This is a genomic window from Segatella buccae ATCC 33574 (assembly GCF_000184945.1).
Lineage (GTDB): Bacteria > Bacteroidota > Bacteroidia > Bacteroidales > Bacteroidaceae > Prevotella > Prevotella buccae.
On record NZ_GL586311.1, the window covers coordinates 1,122,242 to 1,140,768 of the forward strand.

Here is an 18,527-nt window from a genome sequence, read left to right on the forward strand (position 1 = left end):
ATACGTATGCCATATAGTAAAATAGTGACGCTTAGACAAATGCGTCCCGCTTATAATATTAAGGAGGAGAGCAATGGAGAATGGAAATTTTTCATTGCTAACGATCAGTTTAACGAAGTTTTGCAAAAAGTAATCAGTGCCGTACGCAACAACGATGCAGATAACCATAAGTCGATCTGGATTGCTGGAACATACGGTACAGGAAAGAGCCATGCCGGTGCTGTCATTCATCATCTGTTGTGTGACCCCATAGAAGATATTCGTGAATATGTGGAGGATGAATATAAGAAAGAAAAGTATGATATTTTGCGCAACAGCCTACTACAACTACGAGAGAAGAAGCGTCTTTTTCCCGTAAATATGTATGGCTATCAGAACATTGCTCATGAGGAGGACCTATCCCTCCAAATGCAACGTGAAATAAAACGTGCACTTTCAGCAGCAAAGATTGATATCACAGTACAGACAGACTTTGATATGTATGTTCAACATGTTGAGAATCAACCACAATTTTGGGAAAATCTTATTGAACAGAGTGCTCAGCTTGCAAGTGTAGCCCCTGATACTAATAAGCTGAAGCAACGTCTGAGAGCCGCTGATACAGATGTGCTTGAAAGTGTACGCCAAGCTTTGCGTATAGGAGGTTATGATATTCGTTTACAGAGCAATAATCTTAAGCAATGGATATTTGAGGTGCAAAATGCCCTTCGAGAGAAAACTGATTACAATGGTTTATTGATTATTTGGGATGAATTTACTGAAGTAATGACCTCAAGCATAGGAACCCGTTTGTTAGTACAACTTCAGGAACTTGCAGAGGCTATGATGAATGCAGAGAATGACTCTTACTTCTTGTTTATATCTCATCCTTCTGCACTAAATACGCTTAAAGAAGAAGAACGCGAAAAGACCAAAGGACGCTATCACTATATAATCTACAATATGGAACCAGTTTCGGCATTCAAAATTATGTCGAAAAAGTTTGAGATTGTAAATTATACCTTGTACATGATGCGTCAGGATAGTTTCTTTAACATCCATCCAGAATTATTGGAGATGTTCAGCACCACCAGTACTGATACAGAACAGACGATAGAAAATATAAAAAATTTATTCCCACTACATCCAGCAACAGCAAATCTTGCAACTTATTATGCTCGTGAAGCAGGATCCAGCAGTAGAAGTGTATTTGAATTTCTGGCTAGTGATGCCGTGCACGAGTTCCTTGATGATGACGAAGCCTATAAGGCAGAGCAAACTATTACAGCTGATTATCTATGGGACTATGTACAAGAATTCTTTGAAAGCGATAGTACTAAATTTGGTGCCGTTACTGAAAGATATAATAGTCACCACTTAGCTGTAGAAAGTCAAGGTGATTGTTATTTGAAGGTTTTCAAAGGTATCCTATTACTTAATGCTCTTAACAATATAGCCAACAACGATACTGTTACACCTAGTGAAGAGAATATCTATAATCTTTTCTCTGGAACAAAGGTACAAGACGATCTGCCCACCATTCTTGATTTTTTTAATGATAAAAGCATTATTCAGCGCCAGCCAAACGGCAATTTTTCCATTCTATTCACAGCCCTGCCAGGAGATGAAATACAAAAGATAAAACAAGAATTAAAAACTTCGAGTTTCTTGTTTACTGATCAAGTAATTAAGTTCGGTAGTACAGCCTCCAATATTTTTACACGAAATTTATCACAAGTGGCACGCCCATATGCATTTCATTTTTTTGGCATACAGGGTAATGAGTATACCCTAATGAATCAAATCGCAAATGCAAAGAAACAGACGCAGCCCTATGAAGTTTTTCTCGCTATTATGGTAGCTCGCAACAATCAAGAACTTTTGCTTTTGAAAGAGATTGCAGAGAAAAATTGCAAGGATGAGCGCTTCACTACCATTTCTTTTGTCGTTATTGAGGCAATTATGGGTGATAAAGAATATGAGCGTTTTATTGAATACCAGGCAAATGCACAATGCGCACAAAGTCATGGCTTACCGCAACAGTATCAGACCTACACTAAGCAGGCCGCTGAAATGATACAGCAATGGGTTAATAAAATGCGTGGCAACAATGTGACGTTCTATCTCAATGGTGACAGTATGACCATTGTTGGTAGTAAAATGACCAGCACTATCAATGGTAGTATTGCGCCGAGTATTTTCACAAGTGGTCCTGAATCATTAGAAACCATACGAACAAAATTTAGTGCAACTTATTGGAAAAAAGCATCTGTGAAAGCCACGGTTGATGCGGTGTTAAGTTATAATACGAAGCAAGATATTATAGATAAGTGTGGAGGCCCCGCTCGTCATGTGGAGTTCTTATTGCAAGACTGTGTAGACGATAACTTACAATGGAAGGATACCATCTCGCCCAATCATCCACTGAAGAAAGTCTGTGACTATGTGGATGAATGGCTCAGTGGTCGCCATACTGGCAAGAATCAAAGCTTTAACCTTGGTGATAAGCTCATAGGTTTGACAGAAGCACCTTTTGGACTCTTCCAAAGTTATGCACCAATGGCAATGGTAGCCTTCGCCATGCGCAAGTATGTCAATATAATCTTTGATACTAACGGGAAACAGCGTACTGCTCAGCATCTTGTAGAAGATGTTGTCGAATTATTCAAAGCATGGGAAAATGGTAAGACAAGCAACAAATTGAATTTCATATTTGAGAGTAAGGAAGCTGGTCGAGTTTGCAAAAGCCTTATTAGAATGTTCAATTTGAATAAATTGAAGGGCTATTCTGACATCAGTAGTCTGAAAGATGCTCGTTGGGCTGTACTTCATGTGTATTGTAAGGAGAAAGGCTATCCACTTTGGTCATTAAAAAATATCGAAGAATGTTCTCCTGAAATAAAGGAATTCATAGACAATCTTATGCGTGTAGTGAGTGATCCCGAAAGCATGAAAAATCCAAGTTTGCTGGAAAATACAATCAACGGATACGATACTTTAAAAACAGACTTTGGTAATTTACTCATACCATCTGCAAACAACTTCCATAAAGGCTTTGTCATATATATGCAGAGTATTGACAACGTAAATGTAATGGACGAGGAAGTGGAAGAAGCACTAAAATATCTCCACGAGCATTTGGAAAGTGAAGTTGGACTATGGACAGAGGAAGAAGTGAAAGACAAATTGAAAGATTGGCGTATATCTAAAGTTACGCCTATAGTTCAGCCCGCATCAACTTCTAATCCTTCTACTATTATAGATGACTCTTCTGTAGATACACCTGCGGTTGATTCTGAAGAGTTAAAAAAGAAGCGTAATAAAGCTATCAACCGTATAAACAATAGTGAAGATCTGCGTCAAGCTATTGAAAATATGATTACCGAAGAAGATAGTTTCGTTATAGATATATTGTTGAAATATGTATAAGAAACCGTTCAGAGAAATGGATGCCCTCAAGACATATATTGAGGAGGATAAACAGGCGAAAGGTATTGATGCTTTTACGCTTGATAGATATCCAATACGATTTGTACTATTTGATAATTTTCGAGACTGTTATGACTTTGTGGATTTCCTACAAACAGAACAAGGTATACATGTTGAAAGTGTTGATCATTGGATAGATTCCAATTATCCAGACTTACTCATTACACATGTGGAACTTGCCTCTCGTATAGCTGAACATATAAAGAGAAAAAGTCCTAATGACTGTGTGATTGCCCCTTTCTCTGAGTTAGCACGATTTTATGACAATGAAGATAAAAAGTCTTTTGATGCTTTGATAAAAACTATTAAAGCAATTGAGGCAACACCAAAAGCTCAGGAAAAGCACCAACGTGTTTATATTCCACTTGTCGGTCTTGAAGGTAAAATGGATACCTTCAAGAATGACAGCCAAATCAATATTTGGAGATTGATATCAGAGACTAAAGACCTAACATATAAGCTCATTCTTACAAAAGACACAGACTTCGGTGTAAGTGGTCTGAATGCTAATTATACCATTGTAAACAATATCCGGGAATGGTTGAATATATGGAAAGATAGTAAGAAACAAATATCTCCACAAATAATTTGCAAATCAAAGGCTATATTTGCTAATGCTCGGTTTGCACAACCAGACAATGCCTTCTCTTATCAGGCTTGCAGTAATGCATATCAATTTTTGACTGTAGGTTTAAATCTTGAATTTGGTGCTATTGAGCCATTAGAAAGTGATGGGGATAATTGGAATAAATTAGCAGAGAGTATTGATGTTAGTAATGGCTTCAATTTTGACAAATATGTTAAACAATACTTTAGTATAAATAACATAGAAACATATAAGGAGTTTATTCGTCTATGGTTTGACAATCCTTATGTATTCAATCGTTGGCTTTTAACACGTTTCTATATTAGTAAAGCAAATGGTGAAGGTTATTTATGCAGATGCCTTAATGCCACCTCTTCTTATGGTACAAATGAGCTGATAGAGAAAATAGCAGGGGATATAACGGAAATTGATGCAGAAATGGAAGTACGAAAATACTGCCTTACCTATGCTGCCCAAAAGAATATTCAATTGTCGGATGCTGCAGAAAATATGATGGTAAAATCTTTACAAACTTTACCTGCAAAGATGGGGTATTCTGGCACTTTAAGATATTTTACGGGAATCACACAAAAAGAAAAAGAACTAGCAGTAAGTTGGTTGGCACAAGGCTTTATTGTGCCTAAGGACATTGCTACATTCTTCCCAGATCTTTATACCTATATGAATGAAGGTATTGGGGGTGCAACTGGAGTACCAGACTGGGTGAATCCATACATTGAGCAATATAAAAAAGCTAAGATTACTAATCGATACACAACAGAAATCGAACAACTTATAAATAAACTTAATGGCTCAGAGTCTTCATTTGATGTGTGGTACAATTCTTTCTGTTCTACTTATACCTTACTACAAAACCGTGGAGACATTGAAGTTTTTTATTGGATTGATGGATTGGGGATCGACTGGATTCCTCTAATTAAAAGCATTATTGCAGAGAGAAAAGACCAGCAGATTTTCCTCAACGAAATAAGAATAGCCCGTTCCCTTCTTCCTACTAGGACTGAAATAAATAAGAAAGATTTACAGCGCCTTCTTCCTCAGGGAGTTCAATTGGAGAAATCCGGAGATCTTGACACCTTGGCTCATCGCCCTGATAATATAAGTCCATTTACAATTATCAAAGAGATAGATGTTATACGAAGAAGCATTGAAGAAATTTTGCAGAAATATATAGGTAAGAAGATTGCGATTATTTCTGATCATGGTCTGACCTATTTATCGCAATTGCTTAAGGGTAAAAATATGCCTAGTGTTGAAAGCGATCATCACGGACGTATTGCCATTCGTGAAAAGGCGGATTCTACTATGGATAGTAGCTATTTCCGTTTAGAGGATAATAAAACTTTATGTGCGTTAAAGCATGAATCGCTTTGTGCCAAAGTTCCATCTGGACAAGGTGCCCATGGTGGCTGTACGCCTGAAGAGGTATTAGTACCCATTTTTATCATTTCAAGTACTCCTATGGCAACTAACTGGTCATTCAATCTACTCACTTGTGAAATAAGTGGATCAAATCCACGCATACAATTTGAAATTAAGAATATGCCGTCAGCTGAAGTTCCTTACGTACTTTATAGTGGGGTAAAATATAATGTTCATCATCTGAGTGGTGATACATATGAAACAGATGATATAATCTTAAATGCCAATATTTTAGATTTTACGCTTCATATCGGAGGAATTGTTCGTCCAATGAAGATTAAGGTAACAACAGGCATTCAAGAAGAAGACCCGTTTGACTTTTAATAAATGAATATTTATGAAAGAAGAAATATGTAATAAGATAAGACAGCATTTCTCGGCAATGTCTATTTATAAAGACCCTGCATCAACAAGTAGTCTTTTTGCAGGACGAAACCTTCCTGCATTTGTTAGGGACTTCCTGCTGAAGCGCTATCTGAACATTCAGACTGGAGAGGTTGATAGAATGGCACTCTCTCAATTCTTAGATAAAGTTATTCCAGCAAAACAAGGTAGTGTTAAAGATAGATTGCAAAGTGGAGAAGAAGTTATGCTTTTGGCTCGCTTTGTAGTGTACATTGACATAGTAAAGAATGAGCGTCAATTTGCCATTCCTGATTATGGCATTAAGCAACGTGAGGGGTTAATTCCAGAATATGTCTATTCTCGTAACTCTGGAGAATTTGTTGAAGGTGAGAAATGGGGTATTATCAAACTTTGTCTACTGCCTGACGCCGATGGCAAGAAAAACCATATCCAAATGGTAGATTATAAGCCATTCAAGCCTTATAGTTCTGTGGACATCTCCTATCTAGCAGAGGCGCGCCACTATTTCACTACTTTAGAATGGATTGACGTATTGTTGTCTGCTATGGAGTATGACCCTGATGGATTTACATCACTAACCCAAAAAATAGAATTCCTTACCCGATTACTCATTTTTATAGAGCCACGTCTAAATGTGATAGAATTGGCTCCAAAAGGAACAGGGAAAAGCTATGTATTTGGCAATCTTTCTAAGTATGGCTGGTTGGTAAGTGGTGGCAAGGTAACACGTGCTAAGTTGTTTTTTGACAAAACGAAACAGCAGAATGGTATTATCAAAAACCATGACTTTACAGTATTCGATGAGATACAGACTATCGTTTTCCAAGAACCTGCTGAGATTCAAGCTGCTCTAAAATCATATTTGGAAAGTGGAAAGACAACCATTGATAATAATGAATTTTCTTCAGAGTGTGGCTTGATGCTTATGGGTAACATTCCTTTATCTGCTCAACACATGCCTGTGTCACCTTTTTATTTCACCAACCTGCCAGAGAACTTCCGTGAGTCGGCTTTGCTCGACCGCTTTCATTGCTTTATTGAAGGGTGGATTCTTCCACGAGTAGACAAAAGCATGATTTTCAAAGGATGGACTATCAATGTGGAATACTTTTCTGAAATTCTTCATACAATGCGTACACAAAATACCTATGGATTATTGTTCGATCAACTCGTCCGATTTGAAGAAAAAGCCGATGTGCGAGATAGTAAAGCTGTGAAGCGTATTGCTACAGCTTATATGAAACTGCTATTCCCGCACTGGCAGCGTACCGAAGATGTAAATGAGGAAGAATTTAAGATATATTGTCTTGACCCAGCGATACATCGTCGTGGTATCGTAAAGGAACAATGTTATAACATCGATCCTGAGTTTAAGAGTCGAATGCCACACGTTGAAGTTGTACAAAAAGGTTTCACCGAAAACAAGCTTTTTTAATCGATGGTTGTCTATTATATAAATAAGGTAAGCGATAATCTGAGAACATATACCTTTCCTTTTAAGGAAGGTGATATTTGTATGCTCCATGAAGGAGATATTATAAAAACGGTTTATATCGATAGCGAGGTGGAAGATAATTCTATCTTTCGAGACTTCCGTTATGTTGACACAAAATCTTTTAGGAGTTATCACTTTCCAAATACAGACACCATTCTTTGTGCCCCATATGGGAGAAGTAAGGCAAAAGGCGATAAAGCTCTTGTTTCGCTCCTGCTGACAGATTGTAATGGAGAATGGCTTACCGACTTCCTAAACGACACGTTGGCTATTCTGGAGGGTACACGTGACTACTGGGATCTAACAGTTCTTTGTCGATTAACGAGAGAAGAAGATATTGACATCGTTTTTGAAACTCCTATAGAAAAGTCATTTATGAACAGGATGCCAAAGCTGGTATACCTACCTGAAACCGATAATTTTAGAATTTACTCCGAAGAACTTAACTTGTCTGTTGGTGACTATTGTTTTTGTCATATAGCCAATGGCATTGTATTGATTCAAATAGATAAGGAATCCAATATAATAGACAATGTATCAGATTTCAGATTGATAGAAAGTGTCAAAGAACCAGAAATCATGTTGCCATTGGGTACAACAATCCTCTACGATAACACAAGTGTCAGAGAAGACAAGTTTTTGTCTCGTTTTGATAGTATAGTTCAGCAACCTGTATCCAAATCCATTTTATTTTGTGCTCTTAATGATTTACCTTTGTCTGAAGACGAAGATGTTAAGGATTATTTAGATGGAAAAGATGAAAGCGACATTTTTTCTGAAAACAAGTATTTGTCTTCTCTTTTCCTTGAGATTATAGGAATCTTCGAAAAAAAAATAGAGCAAAGAAACTATTCTATCTTACAAGATCTTGTTAACGGGGTTCCTAGAAGTGAAGTTACCAAGAAGAATAATCTTACACAAGAAAGGATACGACAACTATATAAGAAAATACTGGAAGAAATTAAGTCTATTCTTATAAATGAAGTTCATAAGAATGAGCAATTACGTAAGGACAATGCGCAACTACATGCACAGGCTCAACTCTATATAGAGGAAATACAGCGATTAAGAAGCGTAGTAAAGGATGAAAGTTTGAGAGAGACTAGAAATCAAGTTGTAGATATCAACTCCCATGTTGCGGAATTACTTAATACTCCTGTCCAAAATCTAAATCTTTCAGTAAGAGCTATCAATGTACTGAATGTTATAGGTATCTCCACTTTTGGTGAAATACCCAAGATTGATGCAGCAGTTACCCTACTTAAGGTGAGAAACAGTGGAAGGAAAACAGTACATGATATAGAAGTTTTCATTGGCAAGTTTGGCCTTCAATTAGGAATGGCTTACAGTGAAATAGTCAATACATTGATGAATGTTGACTTAAGCAGGATCTCCCATTTTCTCAAATAAGGATTATGCTTTAATAGTTGTATGATTTTCGTTGTCTATCATAATAGCAAAAATAAAAATATATGACGATACAAGAAATACGGACTCATAAAGAAGATCAGACATTTGATTGCAAGAGCATTCAAATCGACCCCAAAGCATTGGCTATTCCAATCGTTGCATTTGCAAATGCTGACGGTGGTGAGATTGCTATCGGTGTGACTGACAAGACAAGGAAGATAGAAGGAGTTGACCAGCATACGGAAAGGTTGAATGAGTTACTTCGTGTACCCTTAGACTTCTGTAATCCTTCTGTGCCCATTACCAGTGACTTGTTGCCATGCACGGATAAAGATGGAAACGAAAATCATATTTTATTGATGCATATACCTGCAAGTTCTGAATTACATGCTAATCAGGCAGATGAAGCTTTTATGCGTGTTGGAGATAAAAGCAGAAAACTGTCTTTTGAAGAGCGCATACAGTTGATGTACGATAAGGGAGAGCGCTATTACGAAGATACGGCAGTGTATGATGCTACGGTTGATGATATTGATATGGCTGCTGTCGAAAGATATACAGAATTGATTGGTTATACCAAGTCTGCCAAGCAATATCTACATGAGAATAATAGCTTCATAACAACCAATGCAAAGGGAGAGGAGCAAGTTAGTGTGGCTTGTATTCTGTTGTTTGGTAAATATCCTCAAAAGTTCTTTCCTCGTGGGCGTACTCGCTTTATCCGTTATAAAGGTACAGAAGAGAGAGTGGGTGCAGAGATGAACGTAATTAAGGATGTAACATTTGAAGGAACTATACTTGATCAGGTGAAAGCCACGATAGCTTATCTTGAAACCCAAGTAGAGGAACATACATTCCTTGGACAACATGGGCAGTTTGTAACCCATAGAGATTATCCAAAGTTTGTGATACAAGAAATGGTAGTTAATGCTTGTTGCCACCGTGCCTATAATATAAAGGGTACGGAAATCCAAATTAAGATGTTTGATAATCGCTTGGTATTTGAATCACCGGGCAGATTGCCAGGAACGGTTAAGCCCTCTAACATTCGACATACACACTTCTCACGCAATCCGAAAATTGCTCAATTCTTAAAAGCATACGACTATGTAAAAGAGTTTGGAGAGGGTGTGGATCGTGTATGCAGGGAGTTGGAAGCTAATGGTACACCACATCTATCTTTCCATCTTGATGATTTTATTCTGAAGATTATAGTGCCGAAGGTGACAGAAAGGGTGATAGAAAAGGATGTCAACGTGACAGAAAAGGTGATAAAAACTCATCAAGAGGTGATAGAGAAGGTGATAGAAAAAGCGGTGGCTCTCAATGAAAAATTAACAGAAAATCGTATTTCTATCATCAAGCTAATAATAGAGAATCCATATATTTCTAAATCGGAACTTTCCAAACATGTGGGAATCAGTGAAAATTCTATATCTCGTAACATAGAAGCTATGCGTGATAAATACCTTCGCCGTGTCGGTCCCAATAAAGGCGGCTTTTGGGAAATCATAGACTAATATGCAGCGCACAAGCCCAACCAAACGAGAACTTAGGTTGGGCTTGCTTCATATAGGATTATTTCTATTTCTTTTGCATCAAGCTATCTGCCTTTTGCTTCAAATCCATATCGTAACCATCGGCTTTCTCCTTGATTAGCTTGATTGTCTTTTCATTGCGATGAATGTCAAATACATCGTTAAGCCATAGGATTTCCTTAGGGCTGCAACCTCGCCATACTCTAATGATACGAAATTTCAAGGCATCATCCTTGTATTGCTGTTTGCTTTGCCATAAGAAAAAAATACCGACCAAAGAAACAAAACAGAGGACAGACACTGCCACCACGGTAGTAAAGACTTTCGATGACTTGATGTCAAAACTGTGTCTATGGATGTGCTCTTGTTGCTTTGGCTGTTCTTTCTGTTCCTGCCACTCGTGCAACATGGTCAGGACGTTTGCCACCAATTTGTCAATGGACTTAGCTTCCTCGTCTTTGATGCGCACTTGCACACCAATGTACTCGTTGAGCACATCTTTTGTTCGCTGCTCATACTGTTTGAGCAATTCTTGTTCTTTCTGCTCATCACTTTGTGCTGGTGTAGATTGAACAGGGAGGGAAACAGAACCATTCTCCTTTTCTTTCAACTCCTTTAGCTCCCTGTAAATTGTCTCCAGTTTATTTTTGATTTCCTCAAAGAGGACAAATGTATTATTATCGGCCATACTTATAAATGTATTTTACGTTTTTTCTTTTTCTTCTTTTTATCGAGTGTGTTATAAACCTCCGCAGGGACAGTACCATGAGTTTGAAACAAATCCAATCCTCCTTCTATGAGGTTGTTGGTAATTTCGCTCGTAACACTTGCAACATTGGATATGAGGTTTATCATTCCTTGTGTCTGCTGTTCGTGTTCCCTGTTATTCTGTTGCAGGGCAAAGTCTATCTTGGAATAACTGAAACTCCTATCCACTTTAGAGCCATTGAAATGATAACCGTTCTTTTCAAAGATGATACCCTGCACCTCCTGTGAGTTGCTTTTGTACTTGAAGCGGACATCAATATCTTGTTTTTTCAAATGAGTAAGAAGGTCTTTCCATTCCCTGCACCGAGTAATTTCTGTTTTCAACGTCTGATAGATTTCATACTTGGTCTTATCAGGTTCTTTCAAGCGATACTCTTTGACTTTCTCCTTACCATCGGCAAAGTATAAACCATATTTGGTGGTCAGTTCTTTGCAAATCTTCTCACTTTTGAATCTGTCGTTACGGTCAGAGATCGTCTTGCCGTTATTGTCTATCCGATTGAATGCAATATGCACATGCGGGTGCTCCTTATCGAAATGGCGACCGATAATGTACTGCGTATCTTTTATTCCCATCTTATCCAAGTACTCACGAGCTACTTTCACTATCCACTCATTGCTGAGTCTTGGGGAGTCTTGTGCAGAGAAACTTAGGGAGATATGCCCCACAACCTTACCCACTCGTGGATTAAGTTCTGTTTGGTCGATGAAACTTTGAACAATATGGTTGATACTGTCTGTTCTCACTCCGGAACTGTCTATAAGTTCTGTTCCTTTCTTCGGGTCAAGGATGTAATTGATAACACCCTTGAAGCCCGAACCTTTCATAATTTTGGCTATCATCTTCGTATCAGATTTAATATTTCATCTATCTTGCCAATGATGGTTTTATGGAAAGGAGCAATGACATGAAACCCTTCCGCATTGGCACGATGTGCCAACTGATTGAGATTATTTGCCATTCCACACAGCTTGCGAATGAAACCTGCTTGCTCTACTGTCAGTCGTTCAATGACATTTCCTTCCTCAAGAACTTTTCTTACAAACTCACTCATGGTTACTCCTGCGCTTTTGGCTTTGCCTTTGAGCGTATAGTAATCCTGCGTGTTCAGTTTCACCGTGATACGGTATTTCTTCTTTTCGGCTGCGCCTTTAGTTGGGCGACCACCTTTGTTGTATTCTGATTTAGTCATATTGGTTTCTTTAATTTGTTTTGATGGAGACCAACGGGATAGCCCTCTGCACCGAGTGTCAGGAGGTGGAGCAAGTGGTTTTGGTATGCCCAAAACATAAACTTGCTCCCCGAAAAACAGATTATGCCAAACTATTCCTGTAATCACAGCTTAATCCCTTTGGATTTCTTTATTTCAGCTTTCTCTGGATGCTTGGATTCAGCACACAGATATTCGTTCAAGTCCTTGTAGCCATTATATAAGGTTGATGCATCCGTAACAGGTTTTCCCAATTCCTTTGATAATTGCAGATAGGCATTTCTTCCTGTTTCGTCATTGTCCAAGAAACATTGAACGCTATCATAGCGTGATAATCTCTTTGCAGCCTTATGAATATTCGTTACAGAATTGAGTACCAAATAATCTTGCAGTTTCAGTCCATCATTCTCCTTTCTTCGGAGCGTCATAAATGAAAGAAAGTCCATGAAGCCCTCGAAAATAAAACATACTTTCTTCAGCTCTTCTGCATAGAAATGGCTGATGTCTTTTGGTGCAATGCAGCCTTTGAAGAACGGATTACGTATTTCGTAACCACCTGCAGTATTGGGGCAACCAATACCAAAGTAATGCTTGCCCCTTGTGTCAAAGTGTAGCTCCTTACACATGGTTCTTGCCGTCTCAACATCAATACACCTTTCCTCAAGATATTTGATAAGGGCTGGATGAATGAGAGGAAGCACTTGAAGATGCTCAAAGGAATTCTGCGGTGTGATTGGCTTGATTGTGGGCAGACTGAAAGACACGCTGCTTGGTGCATTACGCTCAATCTGACGAATGAGATAAGATACATCAGAGGAATTGTAGAGCAACTCTGCAAGGGCGATGATATTGCCACCCCTGCCAATACCGAAATCATACCATTGATTGATTTCTGTATTTACCTTGAATGATGCGTGTTTCTCCGTCCTTAATGGAGAAAGGTACATGAGGTTGACACCATATTGTTTTACGGGTTTACAGCCCATTGCTGCAAGAAAGTCCTGCAACTTAATTTGTTTGATTTCCTTTATATTCATGATTGTAGGAAGTTAAAGTGATGAAAAAATTGATGAATTGATGAATTTGATTTTATCTATATGGTTATCAGATGGTTTTGCACTCATCGCACCCTCATCGTACTACTCAACAAAATGGAGTTACTGCCGAAAAGAAAAACACAATCCTTTTCTTTTTTCATCAGCAGAGTATCCATGATGAGCAAAAGATTAGAACGTAAACAACTTGTACTGAATACTTTATATGGTCTATTCATCATTTCATCAAAATAATGGATATAAAATTGTTTAGAGACCCTTAAGCTGCTCCTTGGTAATAGTATAGAACCTGCCGGTCCTTCGGATAGGAGAATAATACTGCGGAGCGTTGTAACTGAGTTGGTAGGTGGTGTAGGTCAGCGTATTAGACACAGGTGTGAGTTTCCAGATGTCCTGCACAATCCTCCTTATCTGCCCTTTGTCGTACTTGCATTGCGTATTACTCAAAAGCGGCATCATGTCATTGATGCAGAAAGAGACTTCCTCAACGTTATTCATTTCCATAATGTCAAGACACAATTCGGACATTTCAAGTTCCAACTTGTTTCGGTTACTGCGGATGATGCGCTGCAAGGCTGGTGTAAAGGTCAGTTTGGGCGCAAACCACATACGGCTTTCCTTATGGGTGGACAGAGCTCGGTGTTGCAGAAAATAGAGAAAGGCAGGAATTTCGGCTTTCAGCTTTTGCAGAAAGTCGGTATCATCGCTTTTAAGACGTTCTATCTTCCTTACCCAATATCGGGTTTCTCCCACGTCGATGATGACTGGGAGTAACTCGTTATTGGAACACAGCACGAACTTGGCAAAGAAGGAGATTTCGTCTCGGTCTTTGCCCTTAGCTTCCACCTTATAGGAAAGTGTTGTGCTGAGGTTTTTCAGTCGTTCACTGTCTTCCCTGCGATTGAGCAGAACCTCGTCCACCACAATAAGCAGCTTACCTGCCCAATCCGCATTGAACTGACTGCGAAAATCCTCATTGGTGTTGAAAGTTACATTGTTCTGGAATACGGCTTTGAGAAAATTAAGGAACGTGCTCTTGCCTGTATTGCGTTCTTCTGACACCATCAGGAGGATGGGGAGTTTCTGCACGGGTTGGAGGTAGAGCAACTGCAAGTAGTCTATACCCAACTCGTATTGTTCCCCGAATATATGCCTTATCAGGGATTCAATGTGTGGGAACTCTCCTTCTTTTGGTTGGTGTCCTATCGGTTCATAGAGATTCAGGAATTTATCAATCACAGGCTGATAATCCACATGATTAGGAACAGTACAGAAACCATCGTACTTTGGGACTGTGGCAATGAAATCTTTTCCATAGTCCTGCCGTAGTGTCTCATTGTTCCACACAATACGCTTCTTGACAAAGCCACCATTAATGCGAGGTTGGTTTACAATCTTATACAAGGTTGTGCCAACACGAATGAAATTCTCGTTTTCCATAGCCTTACTTCTGCATTAAAGGTTTGCTACCCATGATATATCTCTGTGCTTCTTGGGCTATTTGCGCAGAAGTCTTGATAGGATTTTGACGCAGCCATGCTTCGAGTTCTGCTTTCTCAAAATAAAGCATCTTACCTTGTGGCTTATAATGAGGAATCAGATTGCCCGATGTGAGCTTGTAAAGATAACTCTTTGATAGATTGAGAAACTTGCTTGCTTCATCAAAGCTAAGCACATTTTTGTTTGTAAAGAGAAGTTGTTCGAGTTCGTAAACTCGTTCCTCTATGGTCTTTTCCATATTTTTTATTTGTTAGGTAAAACGATAGAGGGTGCGCACCCTCGTTGCTGTTAACGAGGGCAAAATTAGAAACGATAAAAGGAACTGGCATTGAGCAATGTTTGACGTATCAACCTATGCTCAATCTTTTTTCAGTTGTTTGATGTATTTATCTATGATTTCCCATCCTTTCGGCTGCTTCATGTTGATTTGATCTGTTGCAGTGGAAAGGTCAGTTCGTGTTAATGGTGTGTCTTTGGTTTTTCCCAATATGAGTTTACTGCGTGCAATGGTAGACTGCCATTCATTAGTTACGTATCCCCGAAGATTAAGACTTTGCATGAGATACGCAAGTAGTCGGTTATTGTTTGATTTTAGTACTCCTTTCAGATTACAATCAAATAAACTTTTAGTAATCTTTGGTGAAACACTGGTCGTAAAAAGTTTAACTTCATTGATGCAATCAGTTAGTATTTCAATCTGTTCTTCCGAAAAATCAGATTTGAAAGGATTGATTTCATTGCCAACAATCACAGGTTTTTCTTTTAGCTGACTTGGCTCGATGTCATCATAGACAATTGTAGAATGGCGTTGAAAAGAATTCTTGATTTCGCTTATTTCTATCTTTTCAATCTCACATTTTAGATAATTTGCATAACGTTCATAAAGAATTGCATCAATGAGCGATGAAAACATCGGAAGGACTTCATCGTACAAAGTGTGATTCTCAACATACTTACTATAATCGAACGTTACCAAATCAAAGTTAGAATACTTCCCCTTTTGCTCTTTGTTCAATGATTCATAGAAAGTGCTATCCCATAAGAAACTATTTTCGTTATAAGATTCTTCCACACACGAAAGGGCAGGATAATTCAGATAAATGGAAGATAGTTCTTCGGTTATTCGGATATATTCTTTTTGTAAAATCTCTTGGAACTGTATATTGTTGATGCAACTCTTCTTCCTCAGAATATTTCCAATGAGCACATTGTAGGTCTGGGTAATGCAATAGCTTAATATTCGTTGAATACTGTCAAGCTGTATCTTTAGATTGTCATTTTCCATTTTGCAATTCTCTATGGTGGGTACTGTTTACAAAGATAGGGTATTCATTGGAGAAAAAGCCAAGAAAGGGAAATAAACAGAATAAAAGGGAAGAGCTGTCGTTAATTAAATATAAATCTAAGAGGTGAAATACTATAAAAGTACACCTTTCCAATAGTTTTGTTAGAAAGTACACTTTTAGTACATACTAAAAAAGAAAAATCTCTTGTAAATCAACGATTTACAAGAGATTTGTGGTACCCAGACCCGGGCTCGAACCGGGATGGATTGCTCCACTGGTGTTTGAGACCAGCGCGTCTACCGATTCCGCCATCTGGGCGTGGCGTCTATGTGAAGACGGGTGCAAAGATACATATATTTTCTAAATCACACAAGTTTTTAAAGGAAAATCATGCGGTAAAGGACTGATAAAGGGTTGAAGGGGTAATTGAAGAGGCTGAAGGGGTAATTGAAGAGGCGGTAAAGAGACAGCCGTAGTAGTAATAAGTAAGCGTAATTTTGCCGTTTGACATTCGGCCGGTTGTATTCCCCGTCGCTCACCGGTTTGGGCCATTCGTTGCTCGCCGTAGCCGACATGAAAGCTGCTTTGGCTTGACCTGTCCTGCCTTTTCAAAGGTTCTGCGGCCGCTTGGAGACTCCTCCGGGCGGCCGTTTGGGTAGTGTTGAATTGGTGCATGGCCCTTGCACCATCCGTGCAGAGCCCATGCACGAGTGGTGCGAGAGCCATGCGCGGGCCGTGCAGTGGCTTTGCACCACTCCCCGGACAGCCTGTCGCGAGGCGGGATGTGTTGCAATCGGGAAACGAAACGGCTTTAACATATTTTCTGCTTTTCGTAGGCAAGATTTCGTTGTTGGTGTATTTAATATGCAAATTGATATAGATTTTCGAGTTAATAAGCATAATTTAAACAATTAAAAGACAATGACAATGGAAACTAAAAATGTTTTTAAATCAATGGTGTTGGCAGCCTGCTGCCTTGGTTCAGTAGTGTTGGCTTCTTGCAGTAAGGATGACGACAACAATCCCGGACTGCGATTCAGTGCCGCCAAGGTGGAAGTGGCTCAGGGAGCAACTGCTACCGTCAAGATTACTTCCGGCACACAGCCCTTCACGGCAAAGTCGAGCGACGATAAACTGGCCACCGTCAAGGTCGATAAAAACATGATGACCGTCACCGGTGTGAAGGCCGGCAAGGGCACCATCATGGTGACCGACAAGAACAAGCAGATGGGGAGCATCCCCTTCACGGTCGTAGCTCCTTTGTCTTTTGACAAGATGACTGTCACAGTGGGCATCGGCAAAGAGGAGGTGGTGATGGTTAAGTCGGGCACTGCGCCCTACACCGCCACGGTGAAAGACAGCAAGATAGCCACTGTCAGTGTGAAAGATGCCAAAGTGACTGTCAAAGGCGTAAAGGCCGGAAGCACCACCGTCACCGTGATCGACAAGAACAAGACTGCCGGCATCATCACAGTCACAGTGAAATAACCCTGAATCCCGGCCCTGTGTAGGGAAGTCCGGGTGCGGATTTCCTGGGCCGCAGGTGTGTCCGGTTTTTCGACCATACGGCCCGAGGAACCGGACTTCTCCTTTTAGGGCATTTTGCGGTTTTTTGGCCTTGGTCCGCATAATAGTCCCATCCGGCAGGCAAGATTTTGGCAACTGCTGTATTTAATGTATAGAAACTAAAATATCAAAGCGTATGAAACGGGTTAAAATGATTTTCATGGTGATGGCCACGATGCTGGCCACGATGAGTTTTCAGTCTTGTTTGGACGACGATGACGACAATGCAGTCAACTATCCCAATGCTCTGGTCACACTGAAGACCAATCCCACCGACGGCACATTCTTCATGCAGCTGGACGACTCCACGACCATTCTTCCCACCAACATGAAGACCTCTCCCTACGGCAATAAGGAGGTGAGGGCCCTGGCCAATTTCAAGATAGGTGAAGGGCAGTCGGGGCATTACTCCAAGAGTGCCTATGTCAACTGGATAGACTCTATCCGGACGAAGGCTATGGCTCCGAATCTTGGCGACAAAAACGATGCCACCTACGGCACCGATCCTGTCGAAATTGTGAGAGATTGGACAACGGTCGTGGAAGACGGCTATCTGACGCTGCGCTTCAGAACCTATTTCGGTGGCATGAGGACGCACATTGTCAATCTGGTCAAAACCGACAAGCCATACGAGGTGAGGCTGTACCACAATGCTGCGGGCGATTTCAAAAACAGAGTGCAGGATGGCCTTATCGCTTTCCGCTTGAGTGACTTGCCCGACACGGGAGGCAAGGAGGTCTACCTGACCCTGAAATGGCGGTCTTTCAGCGGAGAGAAGAGTGTAAAGTTCAAGTATCGCACACGAAAATGATGCGGTGAATAGCGGGCAGCGGTA

At 39.8% G+C, this 18,527-nt stretch carries 14 protein-coding genes and 1 tRNA gene; 7 read left to right on the forward strand and 8 right to left on the reverse strand.

Going from position 1 to position 18,527, the window contains the following annotated elements; translation table 11 throughout:
- Positions 1-6 precede the first annotated feature (6 nt).
- From HMPREF6485_RS04250 to HMPREF6485_RS04270, 5 genes are all read left to right on the forward strand, one after another.
- Entirely contained in the window at positions 7-3,408 is a 3,402-nt protein-coding gene (locus HMPREF6485_RS04250; protein ID WP_004344914.1) for a hypothetical protein, read from the forward strand.
- The gene (gene pglZ / locus HMPREF6485_RS04255; protein WP_004344915.1) at positions 3,401-5,821 is read left to right on the forward strand and encodes a BREX-4 system phosphatase PglZ; all 2,421 of its coding nucleotides are present in this window, start codon (positions 3,401-3,403) and stop codon (positions 5,819-5,821) included. Before HMPREF6485_RS04250 ends, pglZ begins: the two co-directional genes overlap by 8 nt.
- A 13-nt stretch (positions 5,822-5,834) precedes the next feature.
- Entirely contained in the window at positions 5,835-7,298 is a 1,464-nt protein-coding gene (brxL, locus tag HMPREF6485_RS04260; protein WP_004344916.1) for a BREX system Lon protease-like protein BrxL, read from the forward strand.
- Between the two features lie 3 nt (positions 7,299-7,301).
- Positions 7,302-8,768 (forward strand): DNA-directed RNA polymerase subunit alpha C-terminal domain-containing protein, encoded by a 1,467-nt coding sequence (locus tag HMPREF6485_RS04265; protein ID WP_004344917.1) that lies wholly within the window; start codon positions 7,302-7,304, stop codon positions 8,766-8,768.
- Positions 8,769-8,830: 62 nt separating this feature from the next.
- A complete protein-coding gene (locus HMPREF6485_RS04270) occupies positions 8,831-10,288 on the forward strand; it encodes an ATP-binding protein (protein ID WP_004344918.1) in 1,458 nt (485 codons plus the stop codon).
- 64 nt (positions 10,289-10,352) lie between these two features.
- On the opposite strand, the gene HMPREF6485_RS04275 is transcribed toward HMPREF6485_RS04270, so the two are convergent.
- From HMPREF6485_RS04275 to HMPREF6485_RS04310, 8 genes are all read right to left on the reverse strand, one after another.
- A complete protein-coding gene (locus HMPREF6485_RS04275; RefSeq protein WP_004344919.1) occupies positions 10,353-10,994 on the reverse strand; it encodes a hypothetical protein in 642 nt (213 codons plus the stop codon).
- A 2-nt stretch (positions 10,995-10,996) separates the two neighbouring features.
- The gene (locus HMPREF6485_RS04280; protein WP_004344921.1) at positions 10,997-11,917 is read right to left on the reverse strand and encodes a relaxase/mobilization nuclease domain-containing protein; all 921 of its coding nucleotides are present in this window, start codon (positions 11,915-11,917) and stop codon (positions 10,997-10,999) included.
- Positions 11,914-12,267, reverse strand: a complete 354-nt coding sequence (locus HMPREF6485_RS04285) for a plasmid mobilization protein (RefSeq protein ID WP_004344923.1) — start codon at positions 12,265-12,267, stop codon at positions 11,914-11,916. The genes HMPREF6485_RS04280 and HMPREF6485_RS04285 overlap by 4 nt, the downstream gene beginning before the upstream one ends.
- A 143-nt stretch (positions 12,268-12,410) precedes the next feature.
- Positions 12,411-13,322 (reverse strand): toprim domain-containing protein, encoded by a 912-nt coding sequence (locus HMPREF6485_RS04290; RefSeq protein WP_004344927.1) that lies wholly within the window; start codon positions 13,320-13,322, stop codon positions 12,411-12,413.
- A 267-nt stretch (positions 13,323-13,589) separates the two neighbouring features.
- The gene (locus HMPREF6485_RS04295) at positions 13,590-14,780 is read right to left on the reverse strand and encodes a primase-helicase family protein (protein WP_004344929.1); all 1,191 of its coding nucleotides are present in this window, start codon (positions 14,778-14,780) and stop codon (positions 13,590-13,592) included.
- A gap of 4 nt (positions 14,781-14,784) precedes the next feature.
- Complete coding sequence (locus HMPREF6485_RS04300) at positions 14,785-15,078, reverse strand: helix-turn-helix domain-containing protein (RefSeq protein WP_004344933.1); 294 nt, start codon at positions 15,076-15,078, stop codon at positions 14,785-14,787.
- 120 nt (positions 15,079-15,198) lie between these two features.
- Entirely contained in the window at positions 15,199-16,125 is a 927-nt protein-coding gene (locus tag HMPREF6485_RS04305) for a hypothetical protein (protein WP_004344935.1), read from the reverse strand.
- A gap of 234 nt (positions 16,126-16,359) precedes the next feature.
- A tRNA-Leu gene (locus tag HMPREF6485_RS04310) sits at positions 16,360-16,444 on the reverse strand.
- Positions 16,445-17,047: 603 nt separating this feature from the next.
- Between HMPREF6485_RS04310 and HMPREF6485_RS04320 the strand changes: the two genes are divergently transcribed.
- Both HMPREF6485_RS04320 and HMPREF6485_RS04325 read left to right on the forward strand, forming a co-directional pair.
- A complete protein-coding gene (locus tag HMPREF6485_RS04320) occupies positions 17,048-17,614 on the forward strand; it encodes an Ig-like domain-containing protein (RefSeq protein WP_004344937.1) in 567 nt (188 codons plus the stop codon).
- 214 nt (positions 17,615-17,828) lie between these two features.
- The gene (locus tag HMPREF6485_RS04325) at positions 17,829-18,503 is read left to right on the forward strand and encodes a NigD1/NigD2 family lipoprotein (RefSeq protein WP_004344938.1); all 675 of its coding nucleotides are present in this window, start codon (positions 17,829-17,831) and stop codon (positions 18,501-18,503) included.
- Positions 18,504-18,527: the final 24 nt, after the last annotated feature.

Coding starts and splice junctions, on each gene's coding strand:
- HMPREF6485_RS04275 (WP_004344919.1), bottom strand. CDS start 10,994: ATGGCCGATAATAATACATTTGTCCTCTTTGAGGAAATCAAAAATAAA.
- HMPREF6485_RS04250 (WP_004344914.1), top strand. CDS start 7: ATGCCATATAGTAAAATAGTGACGCTTAGACAAATGCGTCCCGCTTAT.
- HMPREF6485_RS04270 (WP_004344918.1), top strand. CDS start 8,831: ATGACGATACAAGAAATACGGACTCATAAAGAAGATCAGACATTTGAT.
- HMPREF6485_RS04325 (WP_004344938.1), top strand. CDS start 17,829: ATGAAACGGGTTAAAATGATTTTCATGGTGATGGCCACGATGCTGGCC.
- HMPREF6485_RS04290 (WP_004344927.1), bottom strand. CDS start 13,322: ATGAATATAAAGGAAATCAAACAAATTAAGTTGCAGGACTTTCTTGCA.
- HMPREF6485_RS04320 (WP_004344937.1), top strand. CDS start 17,048: ATGACAATGGAAACTAAAAATGTTTTTAAATCAATGGTGTTGGCAGCC.
- HMPREF6485_RS04285 (WP_004344923.1), bottom strand. CDS start 12,267: ATGACTAAATCAGAATACAACAAAGGTGGTCGCCCAACTAAAGGCGCA.
- HMPREF6485_RS04300 (WP_004344933.1), bottom strand. CDS start 15,078: ATGGAAAAGACCATAGAGGAACGAGTTTACGAACTCGAACAACTTCTC.
- HMPREF6485_RS04305 (WP_004344935.1), bottom strand. CDS start 16,125: ATGGAAAATGACAATCTAAAGATACAGCTTGACAGTATTCAACGAATA.
- pglZ (WP_004344915.1), top strand. CDS start 3,401: ATGTATAAGAAACCGTTCAGAGAAATGGATGCCCTCAAGACATATATT.
- HMPREF6485_RS04295 (WP_004344929.1), bottom strand. CDS start 14,780: ATGGAAAACGAGAATTTCATTCGTGTTGGCACAACCTTGTATAAGATT.
- HMPREF6485_RS04280 (WP_004344921.1), bottom strand. CDS start 11,917: ATGATAGCCAAAATTATGAAAGGTTCGGGCTTCAAGGGTGTTATCAAT.
- brxL (WP_004344916.1), top strand. CDS start 5,835: ATGAAAGAAGAAATATGTAATAAGATAAGACAGCATTTCTCGGCAATG.
- HMPREF6485_RS04265 (WP_004344917.1), top strand. CDS start 7,302: ATGGTTGTCTATTATATAAATAAGGTAAGCGATAATCTGAGAACATAT.